We start from the raw sequence: 17,282 nt of genomic DNA on the forward strand, positions 1-17,282 counted from the left end.
GATGGCTCAGGCCTTTTTAATAAAAATTTCACAGCCCAGGGCAGCAAGACCTTCTCCGCGCGTCACTGTCCAGCTTATCCCGTCAAGATCGCAGCAGTGCATAAGCGCGGTAAGACTCGCCAGCGTGAATTTTTCTTCGGTGGACATATCCGTCACGCCACACTCACTACGTGATTGATTAAAAACACCCAGTGCGGTTTCTTCTGCATCGGCCAGCGGCTCATGGATAATAATGCGCCCGCCGCGATCCAGAACACGGCACAGCTCCTGCAACCCTTTTGCAGGTTCAGCCCAGTGATGAATGACGGAGCGGGCATAGATCATTGAAAATGAATTATCGGGAAACGGTAAATTACTGACGCTGGCTTCAACAATGTTGAATACATGCTGGCATTTCAACTCTGTACATTTTTTAACGCAAAAACGCACCATGCGCGGATCAATATCAACCCCATAAAAGGAGTAATCAGTGAGTTTTTGCGACTGGAACAGGTCGAAAAGCATGTGGCCGGTTCCCATACCAATGTCCAGAATTTTTTTCCTCGGCGAAGTAATACTGGATGCTTCTTCCAGAATCCTTTCCTTTAAATACTCGTTCCACGGTGATGTACCTTCTGTCGCGTAAGTTTCATAGTGTTCAGGTGTGATATCTACCAGCAAATCGTTCATACCAATATTCCTTAAATATATTGATGGCTATGCCACAGGATTGTTAAAAAGTTAACCGGGTATTGCGACGCTCATCTCTTCATGTAACAGATCATCTAAAATGATTGATATTAAAGATGCATCCAGCAAAACGACGGTTATTACGGATTGTTCAAGGTAATAGCAGTTACAAATAAACGTCCTTCCCTTAAATTCAGGTACTTTGCCAACATAGCGGAAAACGCATCTCACCCGATTATGTGCAACTAATAAATAATCATTGATATCAAAAGTACATGCCGAAATGGCGCACAATGCCTTATACAGACTCTCCATACAGCTGAATATCGTGGTGCATAAACGGTTGTCCGGCGCCTGCTCCAGCGAGAAACGGGCATATTTTTCACAATAATTCAGCATAAATGGCCTTGGTGCTTTCGCCTTTTCGATAAACTCGATATCAATCCCGACAGAATGAATCCGCGGATCATTATTCACCAACATAACGCTTTCATTCCGTCCATGGCTTACGGAACTGTGGGCCATATCGACGCCAGACAAAATCCTGTTAAATATATCGACAAAAATCACTCTGGCCATTTCACGGCACAATATCTTTTCCGCTGTACGCGTTGTTGAGACCGGCAAATAGCGATGAAGCCTGTCGACATTTAAATAAGCGGCATAAAAAGAGTGACTCACAATGCACAGATAGTTGTTTGCATGACGATTAACATACACTTTATTCATGCCACGACTCTTACCCTATACTGCACATTTTATCTTCCCTGTTTTTGTCGTAGCGATTTCTCTGACATTTATTCTGAATGCATACTGATACCATTTATCTGACAATAGCTTGGTGATTGTCTTTATCTGCGCACTGCTCGCGGACATATCAAGATTGAGATAAAGATCGCCGTTCTGCGCTTTTGAAAAATAGTGTCGCAGGCATCCGGCATTCTTCACAATATCATTTGAAATAAGCTGAACCGGAATAAACTTGCCGTTGTGTTTGAATTCATTCACCGCTCTGGCAATCCAGTAATAGCATTCGGCTTCATCTTTCACAAACAGATCGCCGGAATCAAACCATTCCGCTCGCGGCTTTAATTGCAGGTAGCTATCGACATAGCCATCACAAGCGAAAGGCGTTTTATAAAACATCCGGCACACTGAATCAGACGCCTCCACATCGACGGGACGCAAATCAATTTTGATGCTATCCGTCATGACCTTACCGGGCGCTACAACGCCATATTTGCTGGTTTTTTCAATATCACCTGGCGACCGAATCCCATTATGAAACAAGCGCGGCCCGGATTCGGTCTGGCCGAAGTTATTCCACAATGTATTGCAAGATGAAAGGATGCTCGCTGCCTGCACGGTAAGCAGACGATCGGATGCATTCAGGATATTTTTTACATGAATTCGGCTTTTGGTAAAAATTTCGCTGACTGGCAGCATCCAGTCACCGATTAAAGGCAAATTGGTAATGCTGTAGTGTGAAACAAGTTCACCAATATTGCTGATGTGGAATTTTTCAAATACCAGTCTACTTTCCGATAAAAATGCACACAGCATGGTTGAGAGACCATACATATACTGCACCGGAAAATAACACAATGAGCGATCTTCATTGCCGAGCTTGAGATACTGGCTCACCGCACATGCGTTTTCAATCAGTGTATTTTCATGATACTGGATCAGCTTAGGCGTACTGGTTGTTCCGGAGGTGCAAAAATAAAAACGCGCACACGTATACTCAGTAAAACCATCAAGCTTCTCGCTCGCAAGCGTCGAACAGCGGTCAAATGAGATATTAATCCGCTGGTTTATCGTATTAATATCCCTGACTTCATTGCTCATAACCAAAGCCGCAATACAATCTGTATCAACCAGCATATCAACAATGTCAAGGTCATGAATATTGACTATCCAGGCTTTCAACCTGAGCGCAGAAGCAACAAAATAGCTGATCATGCCTTCGAAATTATTTCTAATCACAAAAACAAAAAGCTTATTTTGTTCCGCCTGCGGGCGATGACGAAAATATCTGACCACGCTACTGGCACAACCCTTTGTCAGCATGGTGACATCATCTGACGAATATTGACTGTCATGACAAATTACTTGCCAGTTTCTTTCTAATAAGGAATGCATTGTTAGCATGATGTCTGCCTTACAGATATTTTGGATTTCCTAAAACCAGACTGCCTGCGCCACCGCCCATACCAAATGAGTTTTTCAATGCGTATTTAAGCGGCCGGTGCTGATGCTCATTCACAAGTTCAATGCCATCGGGTAATTGCGGATCGGGTTCATCGCAATTCAAAATTTTGGGTAAGAGATCATGCTGAAATGAAACCAGCACGCCCAGAATTTCCATCGCCCCGGCAGCCGCAATCAGGTGCCCGTGATACGATTTCGTCGCCACAATCGCCGGATTGTGCTCACCAAATACTTTTCTGATTGCGCTGGCTTCGTGCTGGTCATTTTGTAATGTTGATGTTCCATGCGTATTCACAAAGTCAATCGTATTACGGTCAACCCCTGCATGTTCGATGGCCCGTTCCATCGACAATTGCATTTCCAGATCGTCTTGATGCGGCATCACAATATGCTGCGCGCAGAGTGCGCCGCCATAACCCAATAAATAGGCCAGAGGCTTGTCCTGCCGCGCCAATACGCTGGATAGCTTTTCAATGACGAACAGCCCCGCGCCTTCTGCTAAGACAAATCCGCTGCGGTGCCGATCGAAAGGCCGCGAACGCGCGGTGCCACAATAGTGTTCATCGGTCGAGATCACCCCCATTCCTTCTAATCGCGCAAGGTTCAACGGCGTGACTTTGGCTGAAACACCGCCGCAAATTGCCGCTTTAATTTCGCCGCTGCGGATAGCTCGCATAGCCAGGCCGATACTTTGCGTTGAAGCCGAGCAGAGGCCTAAATGCGCGAAGCTGAGACCCGCAAAGGGGATGATTTCATGTATCGCTTTCAGAACAGCGGTGGTATCAAGATCGAGAAAATCACCAATTTTAAAATGCTCCAGCGCAGCATCGACCAGGCATTGCTTATCCGCATCAGCAGGAACTTTTTCCGAAAAACCGATGCACTGTTCAATATCGATCGCCGGCTCGTCGATTCCCACGATGCAGCCAATTTCTTCCGCAGAATAATATGTCTGTAGCCGCAGCCGATCGTGCAGGCGCTTTGCTGCTAATCCGGCGTAAAAAAGCTCGCCGTTTCTGAAGGGGCTTTTTTTAGGCCAGCTAATTGAGGCATTACCTTCAACAGGGATACCGGCTTCATGCGTCTGAAAATAGCGGTGATCAAACTTCTTTATCTCCCGTATACCGCTTTTCTCATTCATAAAGCTGGCGTGAATTTCATCCAGATTGCTGCCTAATGGCGTGACCGCGCCATATGCACTGATACATAAAGTATCTGCATCGAAATGGGTATTCATTATGATCCTTTCCTCAGCTTTTAATTAACCAAATGTTCCCGATACCATAATTGATACCAGCGCCATTCAGCATGACCCTGGCTCCTGAAGGAATAGCGGGATCATTAAGGCAGCATAAAATATCCAGGATATTATTGAGTTTCCCGGTGTAACCGGTTTTCGCTTTATAATTGATAACCCTTGCCCGGGGGAAAAATTTCTCTAGCGCAGAATACTCAGCTATTTTTTGTGCGCGAATACCGTTGTTATAACTGATAATAACATCGGGTTCTCCCTGTTGTATCCGCTGTTTGCCCAACAAACGTTCCCAGTCCTCTTGTTCAAACCTGACTTTGGGGCAGTAGTGAACAGTGACAGAGGTTAATTCAGCCAGCGCATTGCGGCTGTCATTGTCTAAAGACATCACCGCCGCCCCCCAACTGGGGATAATACCGGACGCATCCGTAGCATTTTGCCGGATTTCACCAAACTTTTTAAAAACGGCCAGGCTATCGAAGGTCAGCATATTTGCCGCGCTCACCACCATTGCCCCTTCTTTTGCCGTTGAATTAACGATGTCAGCCCAGGCCAGTTTTAATGCCACCAGGCCACTTAACGATGCGGCGCGTAACGGTGTACCTTCCTCATGGTCACGTAATAATTTTGAGGTGTGATACAGCACATTAGTTGGCAGTAATCTCAGCATATCAAGAGGATTATTCATCTCTTTATATTGCTGGATATGTTTCCAGACTGAACCATCATCGTTGTATTTACGGCAAATTTCAAAAAGCGTAGTAAAACTGTGCTCCTCACTGTCACATGCCGTATAAAGAAAGGCTTTTGCATGCTCGTCGAGGCACGCTTTGCTTTTAAAATCGATCAGCGCATTGATCGCCATTTTTGACATTGAGTTCAGTACTGAGCAGTCCTCTCTGCTGACCCACTTTTTTTCCACCACCGATGGTGTCGAAAAACTGTAGTAGTCCAGATCATGGGGGTTAATTTCCCCCGCGGTGGCCAGTAACTGGCTCAGCGCCGCACTATTGGTGGCAAATTGCTGATGCACACCATAGTTTTTTATATAGACCTTTTCCATCACGCGACCTGCGTCTTAACGGCTGATATTTGTTGGTTGATATAGTTCAGCGTGAAATAGGAGTAGAGCTCCTTGAACTGAATTTTTTTATCAACCGCGTCTGCTCCTTTTAAGCCCAGCAGATTGTTGATTTCAGTAAGGCCTTTGCTGGTCCACTCTTTGGTATCAAATGAGTAGTAATCTTCTGTAGTCGCCCATTTATTTACCGGCCAAAGGCTTTCAGGGCTAACGTCAACTTTGAAGTGTTTTTTTAACTCGAAGGCAAAATCAATATAATCAATCGAGGTCATCCCGTAATCAGAGAACAATGACTTGTTCGGATCAAGCTCTTCTGCTTCATCCAGGTACATGATATCTTTAAAAATCTGATTAATTGTTGAAATATACATTAGATTATCCCCTCACCATTTCCGATCGTTAATGAAACGCCTGTAGTAATAATTGTGCCGTTAATAAATGAGCTGACGGCATTTGCAACATCTTCAGTAGCCAGCATTTTTCTCATTGGGATCGTTTTTTCTATACTGGCGATACTTCTCCCTTCTTTCGCACAATAGTCCTGGAGCATTTTTGTTTTGATATAACCAGGGCTCAGGCATAGCGTCCTGATATTGAATCTGGCCATTTCCAGAGCGACGCTGGAGAGATATCTTTCCATTGCTGCTTTTGTCGAACCATACAGCGAGTTGCCCACGCTGATTTTTTTGGCCGCCACCGAGCTGATAAACACTAGCTTGGTCTCATTTTCTTTATACTGCTTCATCGTTTTGACGATAGTATTAAAAATTAATACTGCCGACAGATAGTTAAGACGCGTTGTGGTGCGAATATTTTCGGGTTTCAGCTCATCGCAAAGACACGCCGGGTTATTACCAGCACAGTAGATGGCTACATCTACTTTGATATTTTCTAAGGCAGTACAGAATTGCACGACGTCATGCTCAGAGGTCAAATCCAGCTGAACCGGCATAACAGCGCTTTGATATCGCGCCTTCATATCGCTGACTACAGCTTCATTACTGAACCACGTAAAAACAACGAGATAACCATCATTAATTAATGAATTAATGACATTCCGTCCTATCTCAGCAGTACCTGCCACTACCAGCGCCAAAGGTTTTTCATTATATGCAGGATGATTTATAACATCGGTAAAGATATGGCTCATGACACTTCTCCTTGCTTATATTTAAGCGTAACCATGAATCTTCTATTGCAGCTCAAAAATTGAATCATCCATTCTCAATACAAACACAAGCCCTGAGAAGGCTATATAAATAAGCAATGTCTGATTACGTTTTAAAATATCATCTAATTTTACAAAATCAATTACTTTTACTTTAAAATATTTACAGACAAATAAAAGGCAAAAGGAATCCAATCACAAGCATTTAATATCCACTGACAGTCAGATATTAAATAACCTGTAATTCAGGCAATAATCATCCGCAGGTATTCTTCGCAAACAAATTTGCTAATACCTGTCGTAAGTTATTATTAAATATGGTTATTGCTGCAATGGATATTTTTATGCCATACAGTATTTTCCTGATTAATAACCAGCATTGATAATGTGCAGTTAGCAGTAAACGCGATCTCTGGTCTTTTATTATTTAGATGTTATAGAGAAATTTGTTCTGCATTGCCCGACTGACTTGTAACACATGCCCACCAATGATTAATTGAATCTTACCGGTACAGTCTCTTTTTATTTTTTCAATGGCGTTAACGTTGACGACAACAGAGCGATGGACCTGCCAGAATTCTTCCGGATCAAGTTGCAGTAACAGTTCCCGCAGCGAACCGCGCAACAAGAAAATGTCTGACTGCGTTTTACTTTTCTTATACAGCGATATGTACTTATCTTCCGCCTTAAAAAACTGGATATCCGAACAATGAATTAATTCAATATCCTCGCCTTTTTGCACACGAACCCATTTCAAATAATTTTTATGTTCAACGTGCAGGAAAGACTGAAACTTTTCGAACAGTGCATTCAGATCGGGTGTGGCTTTGTCTGCCGTATTCTCATTCAGCCGCTGCTTCATTTTCAACACACATTGCTCCAGCCGTTTTTCATTCAGCGGCTTTAACAAATAGTCGATGGCATTGGTTTCAAATGCCTGTACGGCGTACTCATCATAGGCCGTCACAAATACGACTAACGGAAATTTATCCAGCTGGCTGATCCTGCGTATTAACGTCATACCATCCATTTCCGGCATACGGATATCCAGAAAGGCAATATCAGGCTGCTCTTCCGCGATGGCATCAAACGCTTCTTTCCCATTTTCACAGCTGGCCAGTATGTCCAGTTCAGGCCAAACATCTGCCAGCATTTTATTGAGCTGATATCTCAGTAAAGGCTCATCATCAGCAATAATTGCGGTTATGTTTTTAGTCATTGCGCATTTCCGGCGTTGAATTGGTGACTATTAGCGGGATGAAAATTTCAGCAGTAACCCCCTGGGTCGGATTTTCTTTGATGCGTAACCGGGCCTTCCCCATATAGATAGCATCCAGCCTTTGCCGGATATTCTCCAGAGCCAGACCATGCCCGCAGGATGATGGTGCCATAGAAAGCCCGCAGCCATTGTCAATGACCTGGATACATGCGCCTTCCGCCTCTTTTCTCACCGTCACTTCAATAGATCCGCTTCGGTGTTGCGGTTCGATACCATGGCGAATGGCGTTTTCAACCAATGGCTGAATTAACATGGGCGGTATAAAAAAAGCACCGGCGCTGAACTCATTCCTTATCTTGTAGACCAAACGCGCACCAAGCCTTATTTGCTGGATAGATAAATAGGCATCGATTAGCGCCAGTTCCTCATCAATATTAACAAAATCGCTGCGGTTTTTTTTCAGGGTCCCGCGTAACAAGTTCGTCAAATTAACCAGTAGAAGTTTTGCCAGTGCAGGATCTTTATCAATTAAGACATCCAGATTCGCCATGGTATTGAAAAGAAAATGCGGCTCTATTTGGCTCTGAAGCTGTTTGAGTTGACTTAGTGCCAGCGCTTTCTTTTGCTCAGATTGTTGGCGCTTTGCAACTTCGAGCGCGTTCTGCGCTTTTAATTTCTGTTCGTGGATATAAAAGAAAGTGAAACTGACGATAGCCAGAATGAAACCTGGCGCCAGCGTCGAACGTTGATTCAGAAAGAATTCGTTATAAGAAAATGGGCTAAACCAAAAAAACGCATTAAGGCTGCCAAACAAGATGCAACAGATTAAAGAGATACCGTTAATTTTTGCTTCAGACAATGATGGTTTCATCCATCTCAGCAGCAATGCACTGAACAAGGCGCTGTAACCATAGCCAAAGCTAATAATCATTTTTCTGAATAATAAGGACGCCCAGTTGTGAGATAAATCTGCTGGCGACTCAAACAAGATAAGCATTCCGGCAACGCCCATACAATACAAACTTGTTTGTATTAGCTGAGTGCGAAACTTTTGGCTTACTGGTAATAGCCTGCGCATCCCGAATGTCCTTTTAGCTTTATATTATGGTGGAAGTTTCCACTCATATTTCTCTGCATTAACCTGTTTCCCTGATTTATTCCTGAAATTATATCATATTGATTAGAAATTTCCTTTAAGATTTATAAAAATCAAATCCCGATCCGGCATGTTGGCATACACGGAATTTCCCGCTCCGGTATAAAATCGGCTTGCCAGCTCAATCTTCATATCAGATTCTCCTGACTCATACACCGGGTATGAGAGCCTTGGAGTTGCAACCAGGCCGCCATCGGTTGGTGAAACCAGTAAATCCAGACTGGGTTCTAATTTTTCAAGCCACAAATATTTGGGATGTAAAGCAGCCATATTCATCTTAAAGTGCAGCATGACGTTCTGTGCAACTAAACTGGTATTGTCCAGCCCCCAGGAATAACTGCTGGCCAAACCTGTTGTTGCCGGATGCTGCGAGAGTTCGTCTGCGCGCTGAAATGCCTTCTTCCACATACTCTTATCCCAACTACGCCCGTCGTACCAATATTCACCGATAATATTCAAACCTGTAGTATTGGCCCAATTGAAACCCAGCAAAAATTGATACGAATCATTACTTGTTCCCCACCTGACCGGCTCATACATATCGCCTTGCTTATAAGACTGATAACGCTGTGCATAGGCAAACGAACTGTGTAGCTCCAGTGCCGGCGTCACTACAGCAACGACCGAACCCCCAACCGTACCGCGATGAACCTGATCAAAGTACATCACCCCCTGGAGTTCTGTATTCCCCACCAGGGCATAGCGCCGAAGACCGATACCGTGCTGTTTTTCCGCCAGCCGGGCCTGATCCGTATTGGTTGAGGCCCAGGACTCATCGGTTGCCACCAGTTCCCATTGACCAACACCATCAAACCAGGACGCCGTGGCCGCGCCGACACCTTCGTCAACCTGTATCCCCACCGGGTTGCGCTCATACGACTTAAAAATATCCAGGGGACGAAATCCGTACCCGACATCCCAGTCCAGCCGTTGTTTCCCGATGCTTAAATCAAGCGGCACACCTGCCAGTTCGGCTTCTGGCTGCCAAAATAACTCCTGAACAATCAATTTCTTAGTAGCAGAGTCCTGGCTGTCGGTTGTTAAAAGATTATTGCCTTGCAGGGCAAATGTCCCGGTTACGCTGTTCCACTCGGCCGTTGCCGTGAGCAGCGAATCCAGAGACTGTATCGACCCGCCAGCAGTATCGTTTAACTTCGTGTGGCGATATTGTTCACTTTCAAAACTGCTTTGCCATATCCAGTTAACATCAAATTTAGCTTCAGCCCGCGCGGCAACAATCAGCATGGATAAGAGACACAGACGACCCGAAGCGGTCACAGATCTACCCTTGGCTGTTGAATTAAATAGGCCGGGTTGTAATATTTTTCATCCAGTTGATACGGCACGACATTCTGGTAATCAATGACCGTTTGTTTCTCCGGCTGTATGCCATCCAGTAATGTCATTGAAACTATTTTTTGCGGGTGAAGCGGGTTATCCGCGGTAAAAATTGCCTGCTTCGCCATCTTTTGTGACAGCAAATAGAGGTCTGCTTTTAGCGGGAAATCATTCGTTGCATCCAGCCATAACTGAATTTTAGCGTAGGTTTCACCTGCCGTTTTTGCCGTCAACTCAAGGTGATTCGCCATGACGTGTTTATTTTGTATCACGATATCCTGCGTCCCTTGCAGCGTTCCCTGATAATGTTCGCTCCAGTTGAGGGTAGAAATATCACCGACGGAAGCATTGCCAAGGAGTTTTTGTATGGGCGTGATTCTGATTGGCCGATGACTTTGCGGCATCAACAGCCAATAATTATCACCGAGCATCAGTAATTTCTGACCCTCCTCGGCTTTCGATTTAAATAACACCAGTGACTCGCGCATTGGCCGGATATAAACATCGTACAATCTGGTAGTGTCGAGTTCATTATTTTGATAGAGCTTAACCACGGTGGTAACTTTTGCATAAGGCTCTCTGGAGCGATATTGATCTGCTTTTGTTAGCATCTGTTCCACAGTTTCTGCCTGAGCGGAAAAAGCAATTCCTCCGGCTAATAACAATGCCAATATTTTACGCATAAATCAGTGCCTCAATGATCGGTTTCTTCACACCTTTTCGGGCGGCGAACCACGCAACGACAAAACAAATAATGGCGACGGCAAGCGCCACGCTGATAAACAGTTCGGCAGAGAAATAAATATGCAGCGGGTAACTTTCTGTTCTGCCTGGCGCAGGCGGCATTCTGATATCAACGACCGTTAATAACAGCGCCAGCGCCGCAGATAATCCGCCGCCCACCATTGCTCCGCACATTGCCATTAACCCCGCTTCCAGCAAAAAACCGCGAATAATTTCCTGTGGATACGTACCAAGAGCAGCCAGTGTGCCTATTTCGCGGGTTCTTTCCGTTACCGACATGGTCATAGAGTTAAATAAAGCGGCAAAGACAACCAGTGCCATTACGCCACCCATAATGGCGAAAATGCGGTTGTATAAATTTTTAACGCCATCATAAAAGACAGCTAATTTCTGCCACGGTGTCGCGATCACCGGTTCTGCCAGTTTTAGGGTATGAAGTTTTGCTTCGATCTGTTTTTGTAGCACCGGGGTTTGCGGTGTTTCAAATAAATAGACCGACAGCGTACTGACTTTATGCGTGGCAAGCAGCGCCTGCGCGGCGGCAATATTGATATAAAGCTGCCGTTTATCAAGATCCGGAACGCCGGTAGAAAAAATGCTCTGCACTTTAAAATCCATGGCATTAAGCACACCATCCGTGGTGGTTGATAGCAGTGTCACAACGTCGCCAACGGTCACTTTCAGGTTTTGTGCGAGGTTCGCACCCAGCATCACCTCAGGATCTTCTTTAGCAGCCGAATCTTCACGCTGGGGAGATAACGGCTTCCCGGATTTCACTGCCAGAAATTCACCTTTAATGGCAAATTCCTGAGGATCAATTCCGGTTCCCATATAAATTGTCGATTTTCGTCCGTTACTGATTAAACCATTAAATTCAATTCGCGGCAGAATGGCATGAATTCCCGGAATTGAAACCAGCGTTTTACCGATTATGGAATAATCGGATAAGCCATTATCCAGCGGTATCTCTTCTTCCTGCTCAAAATAGTTCGGCTGACTCAGGGTGATATGACCTATGCTCATCGCCGTTTCCTTCATCAGCGATTGATAGGTATACAGGCCAAAGCCACCAATACAACATAATGCAAAGACCACCACGGCGATAATCAGAATTGATAGCGTCGATCGCCGGCTATTACGTTGCAGGTTGAGCCATGCGCTTTTAATACTTATTGGCATCAGGCGTTCCATTGAATCTCCTCAGAGGAGATAAGCCCATCAACCAGATTAATATGCCTGTCGCATTGGCTTGCCATCCGTGGGTCATGCGTTGCTATGACGAACGTGGTGCCCATTTCGTGACCGAGCGTTTTCATGATCTGAATAATTGTGTTGGCGGAATGGCTGTCCAGACTGGCGGTCGGCTCATCGGCAATCACTAACCGGGGTTGATGTACTAATGCTCTTGCAATCGCTACACGCTGTTGCTGACCGCCGGACAAACGCTCCGGACGATATTGCAGAAAATCTTCCAGCCCGACTTTCGCCAGCATTTGTTCCGCTTTTTCTTTTTTTACTTTCGTACTGAATTTATTCAGCGTTAAGGGATAAGCGACATTTTCGAAAGCGGTCATTACCGGGATTAAATTGAAACGCTGAAAAACAAAACCCAGACTGCTTCGGCGTAATGCGGTAGCTTCTTTAACTTTGCGGGGAAAAGGTGTGCCATCGATAAATGCACTTCCCTGATAGTTCATATCAAGCATGCCCAGGATATTCAGCAGAGTACTTTTCCCGGAACCCGATGGACCGCACAGCGCCACCATCTCTCCCGGGTGGATTTCGCCATTCACGCCACCTAATGCCTGTACCGTTTGCGACCCCAGCTTGTAGTCTTTTTTAATGTTAGAAAATGACAACATAGCCATTCCCCTTGTGGATGCATGAATTAATGGCATTCAATCTAAGGAGTGTCGCCAGCAAAAACTACAGCATGTGACGAACGGCAATAAGCGGGGATGAAAGGTAATATAGCGGGATGAACTGAAATGGTGTGCGCCGGAAGACCTCATCGACCAGCGATGTTTCTTAAGCGCACTACGGGTAAATAGATCTGTTTTAGAAGGTCGATACCGGATGCATTGCCCGCCTGGCTTTAGCGCTTCTTTCGATAGCGTCTCAGTGTCCGGTTCTCAAGACTGAGATCAGCAAATATTTATTTGAGACGTTGGTTCCCGTTCTGAGATTTAAGATCAGACAGTTCCATAATACCGCAGGTGCTTATTTCACCGCGCCTTCGGTCACGCCGCTGATAAATTTACGCTGGAATACCAGGAACACAGCCACCAGAGGCAGTATGACGATCATCGCCCCCGCCATCAGCACCGGGATATCAATGGTGTTTTTATTCTGGAAAAACATCATGCCGATCGGCAAGGTACGCAACTCGTCTTTGTTCACCAGAATCAGGGGGATCAGAAACTCGTTCCAGGTCCAGATAAACAGCAGCAGCGCCAGCGTCGATAGCGTTGGCCAGATGGCAGGCACCAGAAGGCCCCACAGAATTTTGCGCCGTGATGCGCCGTCCATCACTGAAGCTTCCACCAACTCGCGCGGCACCTGTTGCAGTGCGGTAGCGATCATCAGCGTGGTAAACGGCAGTGACAGGGCAATCTGCGGCAGGATCAATGCCAGGTAAGTGTTGGTCAGCCCCATCCAGCGTAGCTCGTGATACAGCGGGATAATAAAAGCTTCGCTCGGCAGCACCATGCCAAGGCCAAGCAACGCCGCCACCACTTTTTTGCCGGGGATCTTCAGCCAGGCAAAGCCAAAACCGGCCAGAATACCGAGCAGAATGCTGCAAATCACCACCGGGATCACCACCAGCACCGAGTTCATAAAGTAAACGTTGAAATGCCCCTGCTGCCAGGCTGTGACATAGTTTTTAAAGTTGAGCGACGCGGGCAAAGTAAAGACGCCCTGGAACAGCTCCATCTGGGTTTTGAATGAGGTCATCAGTGCCATCAGGAACGGCATGATGGTCATCAGCGCCACGATCCAGATAAGCGCGCGAAAAACGACTGGCGTGCCACGCATCAGTGACGCTCCCGAATAGCAAAGTGAATTAACGCATTGATCAACAACACAATCATCATACTGAACACCGCAACTGCCGAAGCATAGCCGAAGTAGTGCAGGTCAAAGCCCTGCTTATACATAAAGAGATTGGTGACCATGGTTGAGGTGCCCGGCCCGCCCTGCGTCATCACGTAGACCAGATCGAAGGCTTTCAGGCTGGCGATCACCGTCAGCAACAGCGCGATACGTACCTCGGGGCGCAGTGACGGCAGTGTGATACGCATAAATTTCTGCCGCCGCGAGGAGCCATCCAGATCGGCCGCCTCCAGCAACGAGGGATCCATGCGCTGCAATCCCGACATAAACAACACCAGACAAAAACCAAAGAAGTACCAGGTTGCCACCAGGCCGACAGCAGGCAATGCCCAGTTGAAATCCCCCAACCATGACAGCGCCAACTGCGGCAGGCCAACTGCACGCAGGAACTGATCGATCGGGCCAAATGCCGGGTTGTACAACCAGCGCCACACCACGCCAAGAACCGCCATCGGCATGATATACGGCAGGAAAAAGAAGATGCGCAACAGGCTACGCTCGTTATTATTGCGCGTTTCATACAGGAAGCTGCACAGCAGCAAGCCGACACTAATCGGCAATAGCGTATAGAACAACATCAGCAATGCGTTGTTGCCCAGCGCTACCCAGAACACCGGATCGCTGAACATACGCAGGTAGTTGCTGATGCCGCTGAAGATCGGCATGGAGGTGCCGTCCCAGTCGGTAAAACTGATACCCAGCGACGCCAGCAACGGCACCAGCAGAAAAACCGCATACACCAGCACTGCGGGTAGAAGGTAGAGCGCATTGCGCCAGGCAGATTTATTCAGCATAACCGTACTCGCTTGCGGGCCTGTCAGCGGCCCGGCATCACTGCCGGGCCGGAATTATCAGTGCTTCAGGGTTTTCAGGTAACGTTGATAGTTGTCATCGAAATTAGTGACCATCTGGTCGGCGGTTTGCCGTCCGGCCAGCAGTTGCTGCACGTTCTGATTCAGTTCGGCGTTCATGGTCGGGGTCGCCCAGTCCACGTAATGACCGAGGCCATCATGCTCGTTCAGCGTTACCCACACCTGGTAGGTCTCGGCCAGTAACGGGTTATCAGCCGGGATCTGCGCATTTTTGCTGGCGCTGGCGGGCAGGAAGCCCACTTTCAGCCAGCGGTTCGCCATCTCATCCGACACGATATAGTCGATGAACTTCGCGGCGGCATCCCGCTGCTCTTTGGTTTTCGCCGTACTGGTGATGGAGTACGCCAGGTCAGTCCCCCCCACCATCAGCGCGTGCTGCACGCCAGCGCCCATCGGCATCGCGGCAAAATGAATATCTTTGTTATCTTTGAACTGCCCCAGATACCAGGTGCCGCTCACCAGGAAAGCGGCCTGCCCGTTCTGGAACAGGGTGGCGGCATCGTCATGGCCAATCCCCTGGTAGCCGGTGAAGAAATAGCCTTTGTCGTTCCAGCTTTTCATCATGTTGGCGGCCTTCACCAGCTTGTCATCTTTAAAGGTACCGCCCACGTCATAAATCAGATCATCGAGTTTTTTACGGTCGCTGCTTTCGATCTGCGCTTCCCAGAGAGTACTGAGCAGTTGCTGGCCCATGTTGCCATCCAGCAAACCCAGCATCATTGGCGGAGTGCCCTGCGCTTTCAGTTTTTCCATCGCCTGTTCCAGCTCAGCGAGGGTTTTTGGCACGGCTACACCGGCTTTATCCAGCAACGCTTTGTTGTAATACAGGCCAACCATTTCACCGAGGCTGGCGACGCCATACAGTTTGCCGCTGCCGAAGTCCTGATTATCGGACCAGCGGTTACGTTTCAGGATTGAATCCGGGAAACGCGTTGTCCAGCCGTAGGTTTTGGCGTAATCATCCAGCGGCCAAAGCAGCTTGTCTTTCACCAGAGACCCCATGTCGCCACCGCCCTGGTTAACCTGGGCGATCTGCGGGCCATCACCCGCTGTCAGCGCCAGTTTGAGCGGGATACGGGTATCTTCGAAGGAGTGCACAGAACGCTGGATAACAATGCCGGGATTCTGTTGCTGAAACACTTTGATCGCTTCATCCACCGCTTCTGTCTGCTGCGGATAGTTATAAATGTCCCACTCATTCAGGGTCACCGCCTGGGCCGAGGTCATCGCTGCGCCGAGCAGCACCCCCGCGGAAACCAGACGAGACAGGGTGCGAAGAGAGCTACAGAAGTACTGCGAACGTACGGTTGAATCACACATAATGCTCGGTTTCTCCAACAGATGACTGGCATCCCTTCATCTCGGCACCCGCAGTTCCCGCAGGCTGATTCAGCAGAAATAACGCTCATACCCATACTTACTTTATGAACAAAATAAAGTCAAACCTGTGAGGCGAGTAATTTTTGCTCTGTGATGCAGTGCGAAAAGTGAGAAGAAAAGTGGAGTAATCAGCAGGGAATGCTGCTTAATTAGCCAGAATGCCGATGCAACCGGTCACGCTTTACTGAAGCTCAGCATAATTCACTCGTGCTTTTAAACTGCATTAACTCACTGATAGAGCATATGAAAATCGTATAGTTATGAATAACGCTCACGAGTAAATGTTAAAAAGCTCGCGGATTAAGGGCTTGCCGCTGCATCATTGCTGCGTTGTCGCGTTGATGGTCATGCGCTGTGGTTATGTGTAGCGTTTTCTTTGTGGGACTACGCAATTATTACACCTTGAAAACTAAGTACGCTTTCATTACCGTAAAAACTGTCTATCTCCTGACCACAGAGGCTCCACCATGACGGCTGAAGCAGTTATTCGTCACGCTACCGAGGCGGATTTTCCCGCGCTCTCGCGTATTTGTTTAGAAACCGCCAATGCTGGCAAAGATGCGACAGCGCTCTATTCTGATCCTGCCCTGCCCGGCCTGCGCTTTGTGATTCCCTACGCACGTTTTGCGCCGGATTTCGCGCTGGCGCTGGAACAGCAGGGCGAGGTCGTCGGCTATGCGGTTGCCGTACCGGATACCCGTGCCTTTGAGGCGGTGCTGAACCAGCAGTGGTGGCCGATGTTGCAGGCGCAATATCGTGACTACCCGGCCAGCGCCCCGCTCGACAGCAAAGTTCTGGAAGCCATCTTCCAGCCGGATGCCGCCGCCGATCAGCTGGTAAGCCAGTGGCCAGCGCACCTGCATATCAATCTGTTGCCACCGGCTCAGCAGGGTGGCTGGGGGCGCAAACTGATTGAGCAACTGCTGGCGCTGCTGCGCGAGGCGGGTGTGCCTGGCGTGCACCTTGGCGTCAGCCTGCAAAACGAGCAGGTTTGCGGTTTTTATCAGCGCCTTGGCTTCACGCCCATCGTGCGTAGCAACGCCATTTATATGGGCCAGTTACTTTAAGCGAGACACAG

The 17,282-nt window shown here is 47.3% G+C and carries 17 protein-coding genes; 1 reads left to right on the top strand and 16 read right to left on the bottom strand.

What is annotated here, in order from left to right:
• Window positions 1–6: 6 nt before the first annotated feature.
• From Y71_RS21580 to Y71_RS21655, 16 genes are all read right to left on the bottom strand, one after another.
• On the bottom strand, window positions 7–669 hold the full coding sequence (locus Y71_RS21580) for a class I SAM-dependent methyltransferase (RefSeq protein WP_007373377.1): 663 nt from the start codon (window positions 667–669) through the stop codon (window positions 7–9).
• A 51-nt stretch (window positions 670–720) separates the two neighbouring features.
• Entirely contained in the window at window positions 721–1,398 is a 678-nt protein-coding gene (locus tag Y71_RS21585; RefSeq protein ID WP_007373376.1) for a holo-ACP synthase, read from the bottom strand.
• A gap of 15 nt (window positions 1,399–1,413) precedes the next feature.
• Window positions 1,414–2,820, bottom strand: coding sequence for an AMP-binding protein (locus Y71_RS21590; RefSeq protein ID WP_081120850.1), 1,407 nt, complete (start codon window positions 2,818–2,820; stop codon window positions 1,414–1,416).
• A 10-nt stretch (window positions 2,821–2,830) separates the two neighbouring features.
• Window positions 2,831–4,117: a beta-ketoacyl-[acyl-carrier-protein] synthase family protein gene (locus Y71_RS21595; RefSeq protein ID WP_007373374.1), complete on the bottom strand. Its 1,287-nt coding sequence runs from the start codon at window positions 4,115–4,117 to the stop codon at window positions 2,831–2,833.
• Between the two features lie 13 nt (window positions 4,118–4,130).
• Entirely contained in the window at window positions 4,131–5,195 is a 1,065-nt protein-coding gene (locus tag Y71_RS21600) for a hypothetical protein (RefSeq protein WP_007373373.1), read from the bottom strand.
• Window positions 5,195–5,584 (bottom strand): acyl carrier protein, encoded by a 390-nt coding sequence (locus Y71_RS21605; protein ID WP_007373372.1) that lies wholly within the window; start codon window positions 5,582–5,584, stop codon window positions 5,195–5,197. Before Y71_RS21605 ends, Y71_RS21600 begins: the two co-directional genes overlap by 1 nt.
• Window positions 5,584–6,363 (bottom strand): SDR family oxidoreductase, encoded by a 780-nt coding sequence (locus Y71_RS21610; RefSeq protein WP_007373371.1) that lies wholly within the window; start codon window positions 6,361–6,363, stop codon window positions 5,584–5,586. The genes Y71_RS21605 and Y71_RS21610 overlap by 1 nt, the downstream gene beginning before the upstream one ends.
• Window positions 6,364–6,808: 445 nt before the next feature.
• The gene (locus Y71_RS21615; RefSeq protein WP_007373369.1) at window positions 6,809–7,600 is read right to left on the bottom strand and encodes a LytR/AlgR family response regulator transcription factor; all 792 of its coding nucleotides are present in this window, start codon (window positions 7,598–7,600) and stop codon (window positions 6,809–6,811) included.
• Complete coding sequence (locus Y71_RS21620; protein WP_035887158.1) at window positions 7,593–8,678, bottom strand: sensor histidine kinase; 1,086 nt, start codon at window positions 8,676–8,678, stop codon at window positions 7,593–7,595. The genes Y71_RS21615 and Y71_RS21620 overlap by 8 nt, the downstream gene beginning before the upstream one ends.
• Before the next feature lie 102 nt (window positions 8,679–8,780).
• On the bottom strand, window positions 8,781–10,034 hold the full coding sequence (locus Y71_RS21625; RefSeq protein WP_050998938.1) for a hypothetical protein: 1,254 nt from the start codon (window positions 10,032–10,034) through the stop codon (window positions 8,781–8,783).
• Window positions 10,031–10,777, bottom strand: a complete 747-nt coding sequence (locus tag Y71_RS21630) for an outer membrane lipoprotein-sorting protein (protein ID WP_007373365.1) — start codon at window positions 10,775–10,777, stop codon at window positions 10,031–10,033. The genes Y71_RS21625 and Y71_RS21630 overlap by 4 nt, the downstream gene beginning before the upstream one ends.
• Entirely contained in the window at window positions 10,770–12,017 is a 1,248-nt protein-coding gene (locus Y71_RS21635; protein WP_202819265.1) for an ABC transporter permease, read from the bottom strand. Before Y71_RS21635 ends, Y71_RS21630 begins: the two co-directional genes overlap by 8 nt.
• Window positions 12,017–12,700, bottom strand: a complete 684-nt coding sequence (locus tag Y71_RS21640; RefSeq protein WP_007373363.1) for an ABC transporter ATP-binding protein — start codon at window positions 12,698–12,700, stop codon at window positions 12,017–12,019. Before Y71_RS21640 ends, Y71_RS21635 begins: the two co-directional genes overlap by 1 nt.
• 358 nt (window positions 12,701–13,058) lie before the next feature.
• Window positions 13,059–13,874, bottom strand: coding sequence for a carbohydrate ABC transporter permease (locus Y71_RS21645; RefSeq protein WP_007373362.1), 816 nt, complete (start codon window positions 13,872–13,874; stop codon window positions 13,059–13,061).
• Window positions 13,874–14,746 carry a carbohydrate ABC transporter permease gene (locus Y71_RS21650; RefSeq protein WP_007373361.1) on the bottom strand — a complete coding sequence of 291 codons (873 nt, stop codon included), beginning with the start codon at window positions 14,744–14,746 and terminating at the stop codon, window positions 13,874–13,876. Before Y71_RS21650 ends, Y71_RS21645 begins: the two co-directional genes overlap by 1 nt.
• Before the next feature lie 57 nt (window positions 14,747–14,803).
• A complete protein-coding gene (locus Y71_RS21655) occupies window positions 14,804–16,144 on the bottom strand; it encodes an ABC transporter substrate-binding protein (protein WP_035943183.1) in 1,341 nt (446 codons plus the stop codon).
• 527 nt (window positions 16,145–16,671) lie between these two features.
• Between Y71_RS21655 and Y71_RS21660 the strand changes: the two genes are divergently transcribed.
• Window positions 16,672–17,271 carry a GNAT family N-acetyltransferase gene (locus Y71_RS21660; RefSeq protein WP_007373359.1) on the top strand — a complete coding sequence of 200 codons (600 nt, stop codon included), beginning with the start codon at window positions 16,672–16,674 and terminating at the stop codon, window positions 17,269–17,271.
• Window positions 17,272–17,282 lie beyond the last annotated feature (11 nt).

It is taken from the genome of Kosakonia radicincitans DSM 16656, from assembly GCF_000280495.2.
In the GTDB taxonomy this organism is placed as follows: Bacteria; Pseudomonadota; Gammaproteobacteria; order Enterobacterales; family Enterobacteriaceae; genus Kosakonia; species Kosakonia radicincitans.

Bases quoted from the DNA above. Each gene is read 5' to 3' on its own strand.
- Y71_RS21590 (WP_081120850.1), bottom strand. From the start codon at position 2,820: ATGCTAACAATGCATTCCTTATTAGAAAGAAACTGGCAAGTAATTTGT.
- Y71_RS21650 (WP_007373361.1), bottom strand. From the start codon at position 14,746: ATGCTGAATAAATCTGCCTGGCGCAATGCGCTCTACCTTCTACCCGCA.
- Y71_RS21620 (WP_035887158.1), bottom strand. From the start codon at position 8,678: ATGCGCAGGCTATTACCAGTAAGCCAAAAGTTTCGCACTCAGCTAATA.
- Y71_RS21645 (WP_007373362.1), bottom strand. From the start codon at position 13,874: ATGCGTGGCACGCCAGTCGTTTTTCGCGCGCTTATCTGGATCGTGGCG.
- Y71_RS21605 (WP_007373372.1), bottom strand. From the start codon at position 5,584: ATGTATATTTCAACAATTAATCAGATTTTTAAAGATATCATGTACCTG.
- Y71_RS21640 (WP_007373363.1), bottom strand. From the start codon at position 12,700: ATGTTGTCATTTTCTAACATTAAAAAAGACTACAAGCTGGGGTCGCAA.
- Y71_RS21595 (WP_007373374.1), bottom strand. From the start codon at position 4,117: ATGAATACCCATTTCGATGCAGATACTTTATGTATCAGTGCATATGGC.
- Y71_RS21655 (WP_035943183.1), bottom strand. From the start codon at position 16,144: ATGTGTGATTCAACCGTACGTTCGCAGTACTTCTGTAGCTCTCTTCGC.
- Y71_RS21615 (WP_007373369.1), bottom strand. From the start codon at position 7,600: ATGACTAAAAACATAACCGCAATTATTGCTGATGATGAGCCTTTACTG.
- Y71_RS21635 (WP_202819265.1), bottom strand. From the start codon at position 12,017: ATGCCAATAAGTATTAAAAGCGCATGGCTCAACCTGCAACGTAATAGC.
- Y71_RS21600 (WP_007373373.1), bottom strand. From the start codon at position 5,195: ATGGAAAAGGTCTATATAAAAAACTATGGTGTGCATCAGCAATTTGCC.
- Y71_RS21610 (WP_007373371.1), bottom strand. From the start codon at position 6,363: ATGAGCCATATCTTTACCGATGTTATAAATCATCCTGCATATAATGAA.
- Y71_RS21630 (WP_007373365.1), bottom strand. From the start codon at position 10,777: ATGCGTAAAATATTGGCATTGTTATTAGCCGGAGGAATTGCTTTTTCC.
- Y71_RS21660 (WP_007373359.1), top strand. From the start codon at position 16,672: ATGACGGCTGAAGCAGTTATTCGTCACGCTACCGAGGCGGATTTTCCC.
- Y71_RS21585 (WP_007373376.1), bottom strand. From the start codon at position 1,398: ATGAATAAAGTGTATGTTAATCGTCATGCAAACAACTATCTGTGCATT.
- Y71_RS21580 (WP_007373377.1), bottom strand. From the start codon at position 669: ATGAACGATTTGCTGGTAGATATCACACCTGAACACTATGAAACTTAC.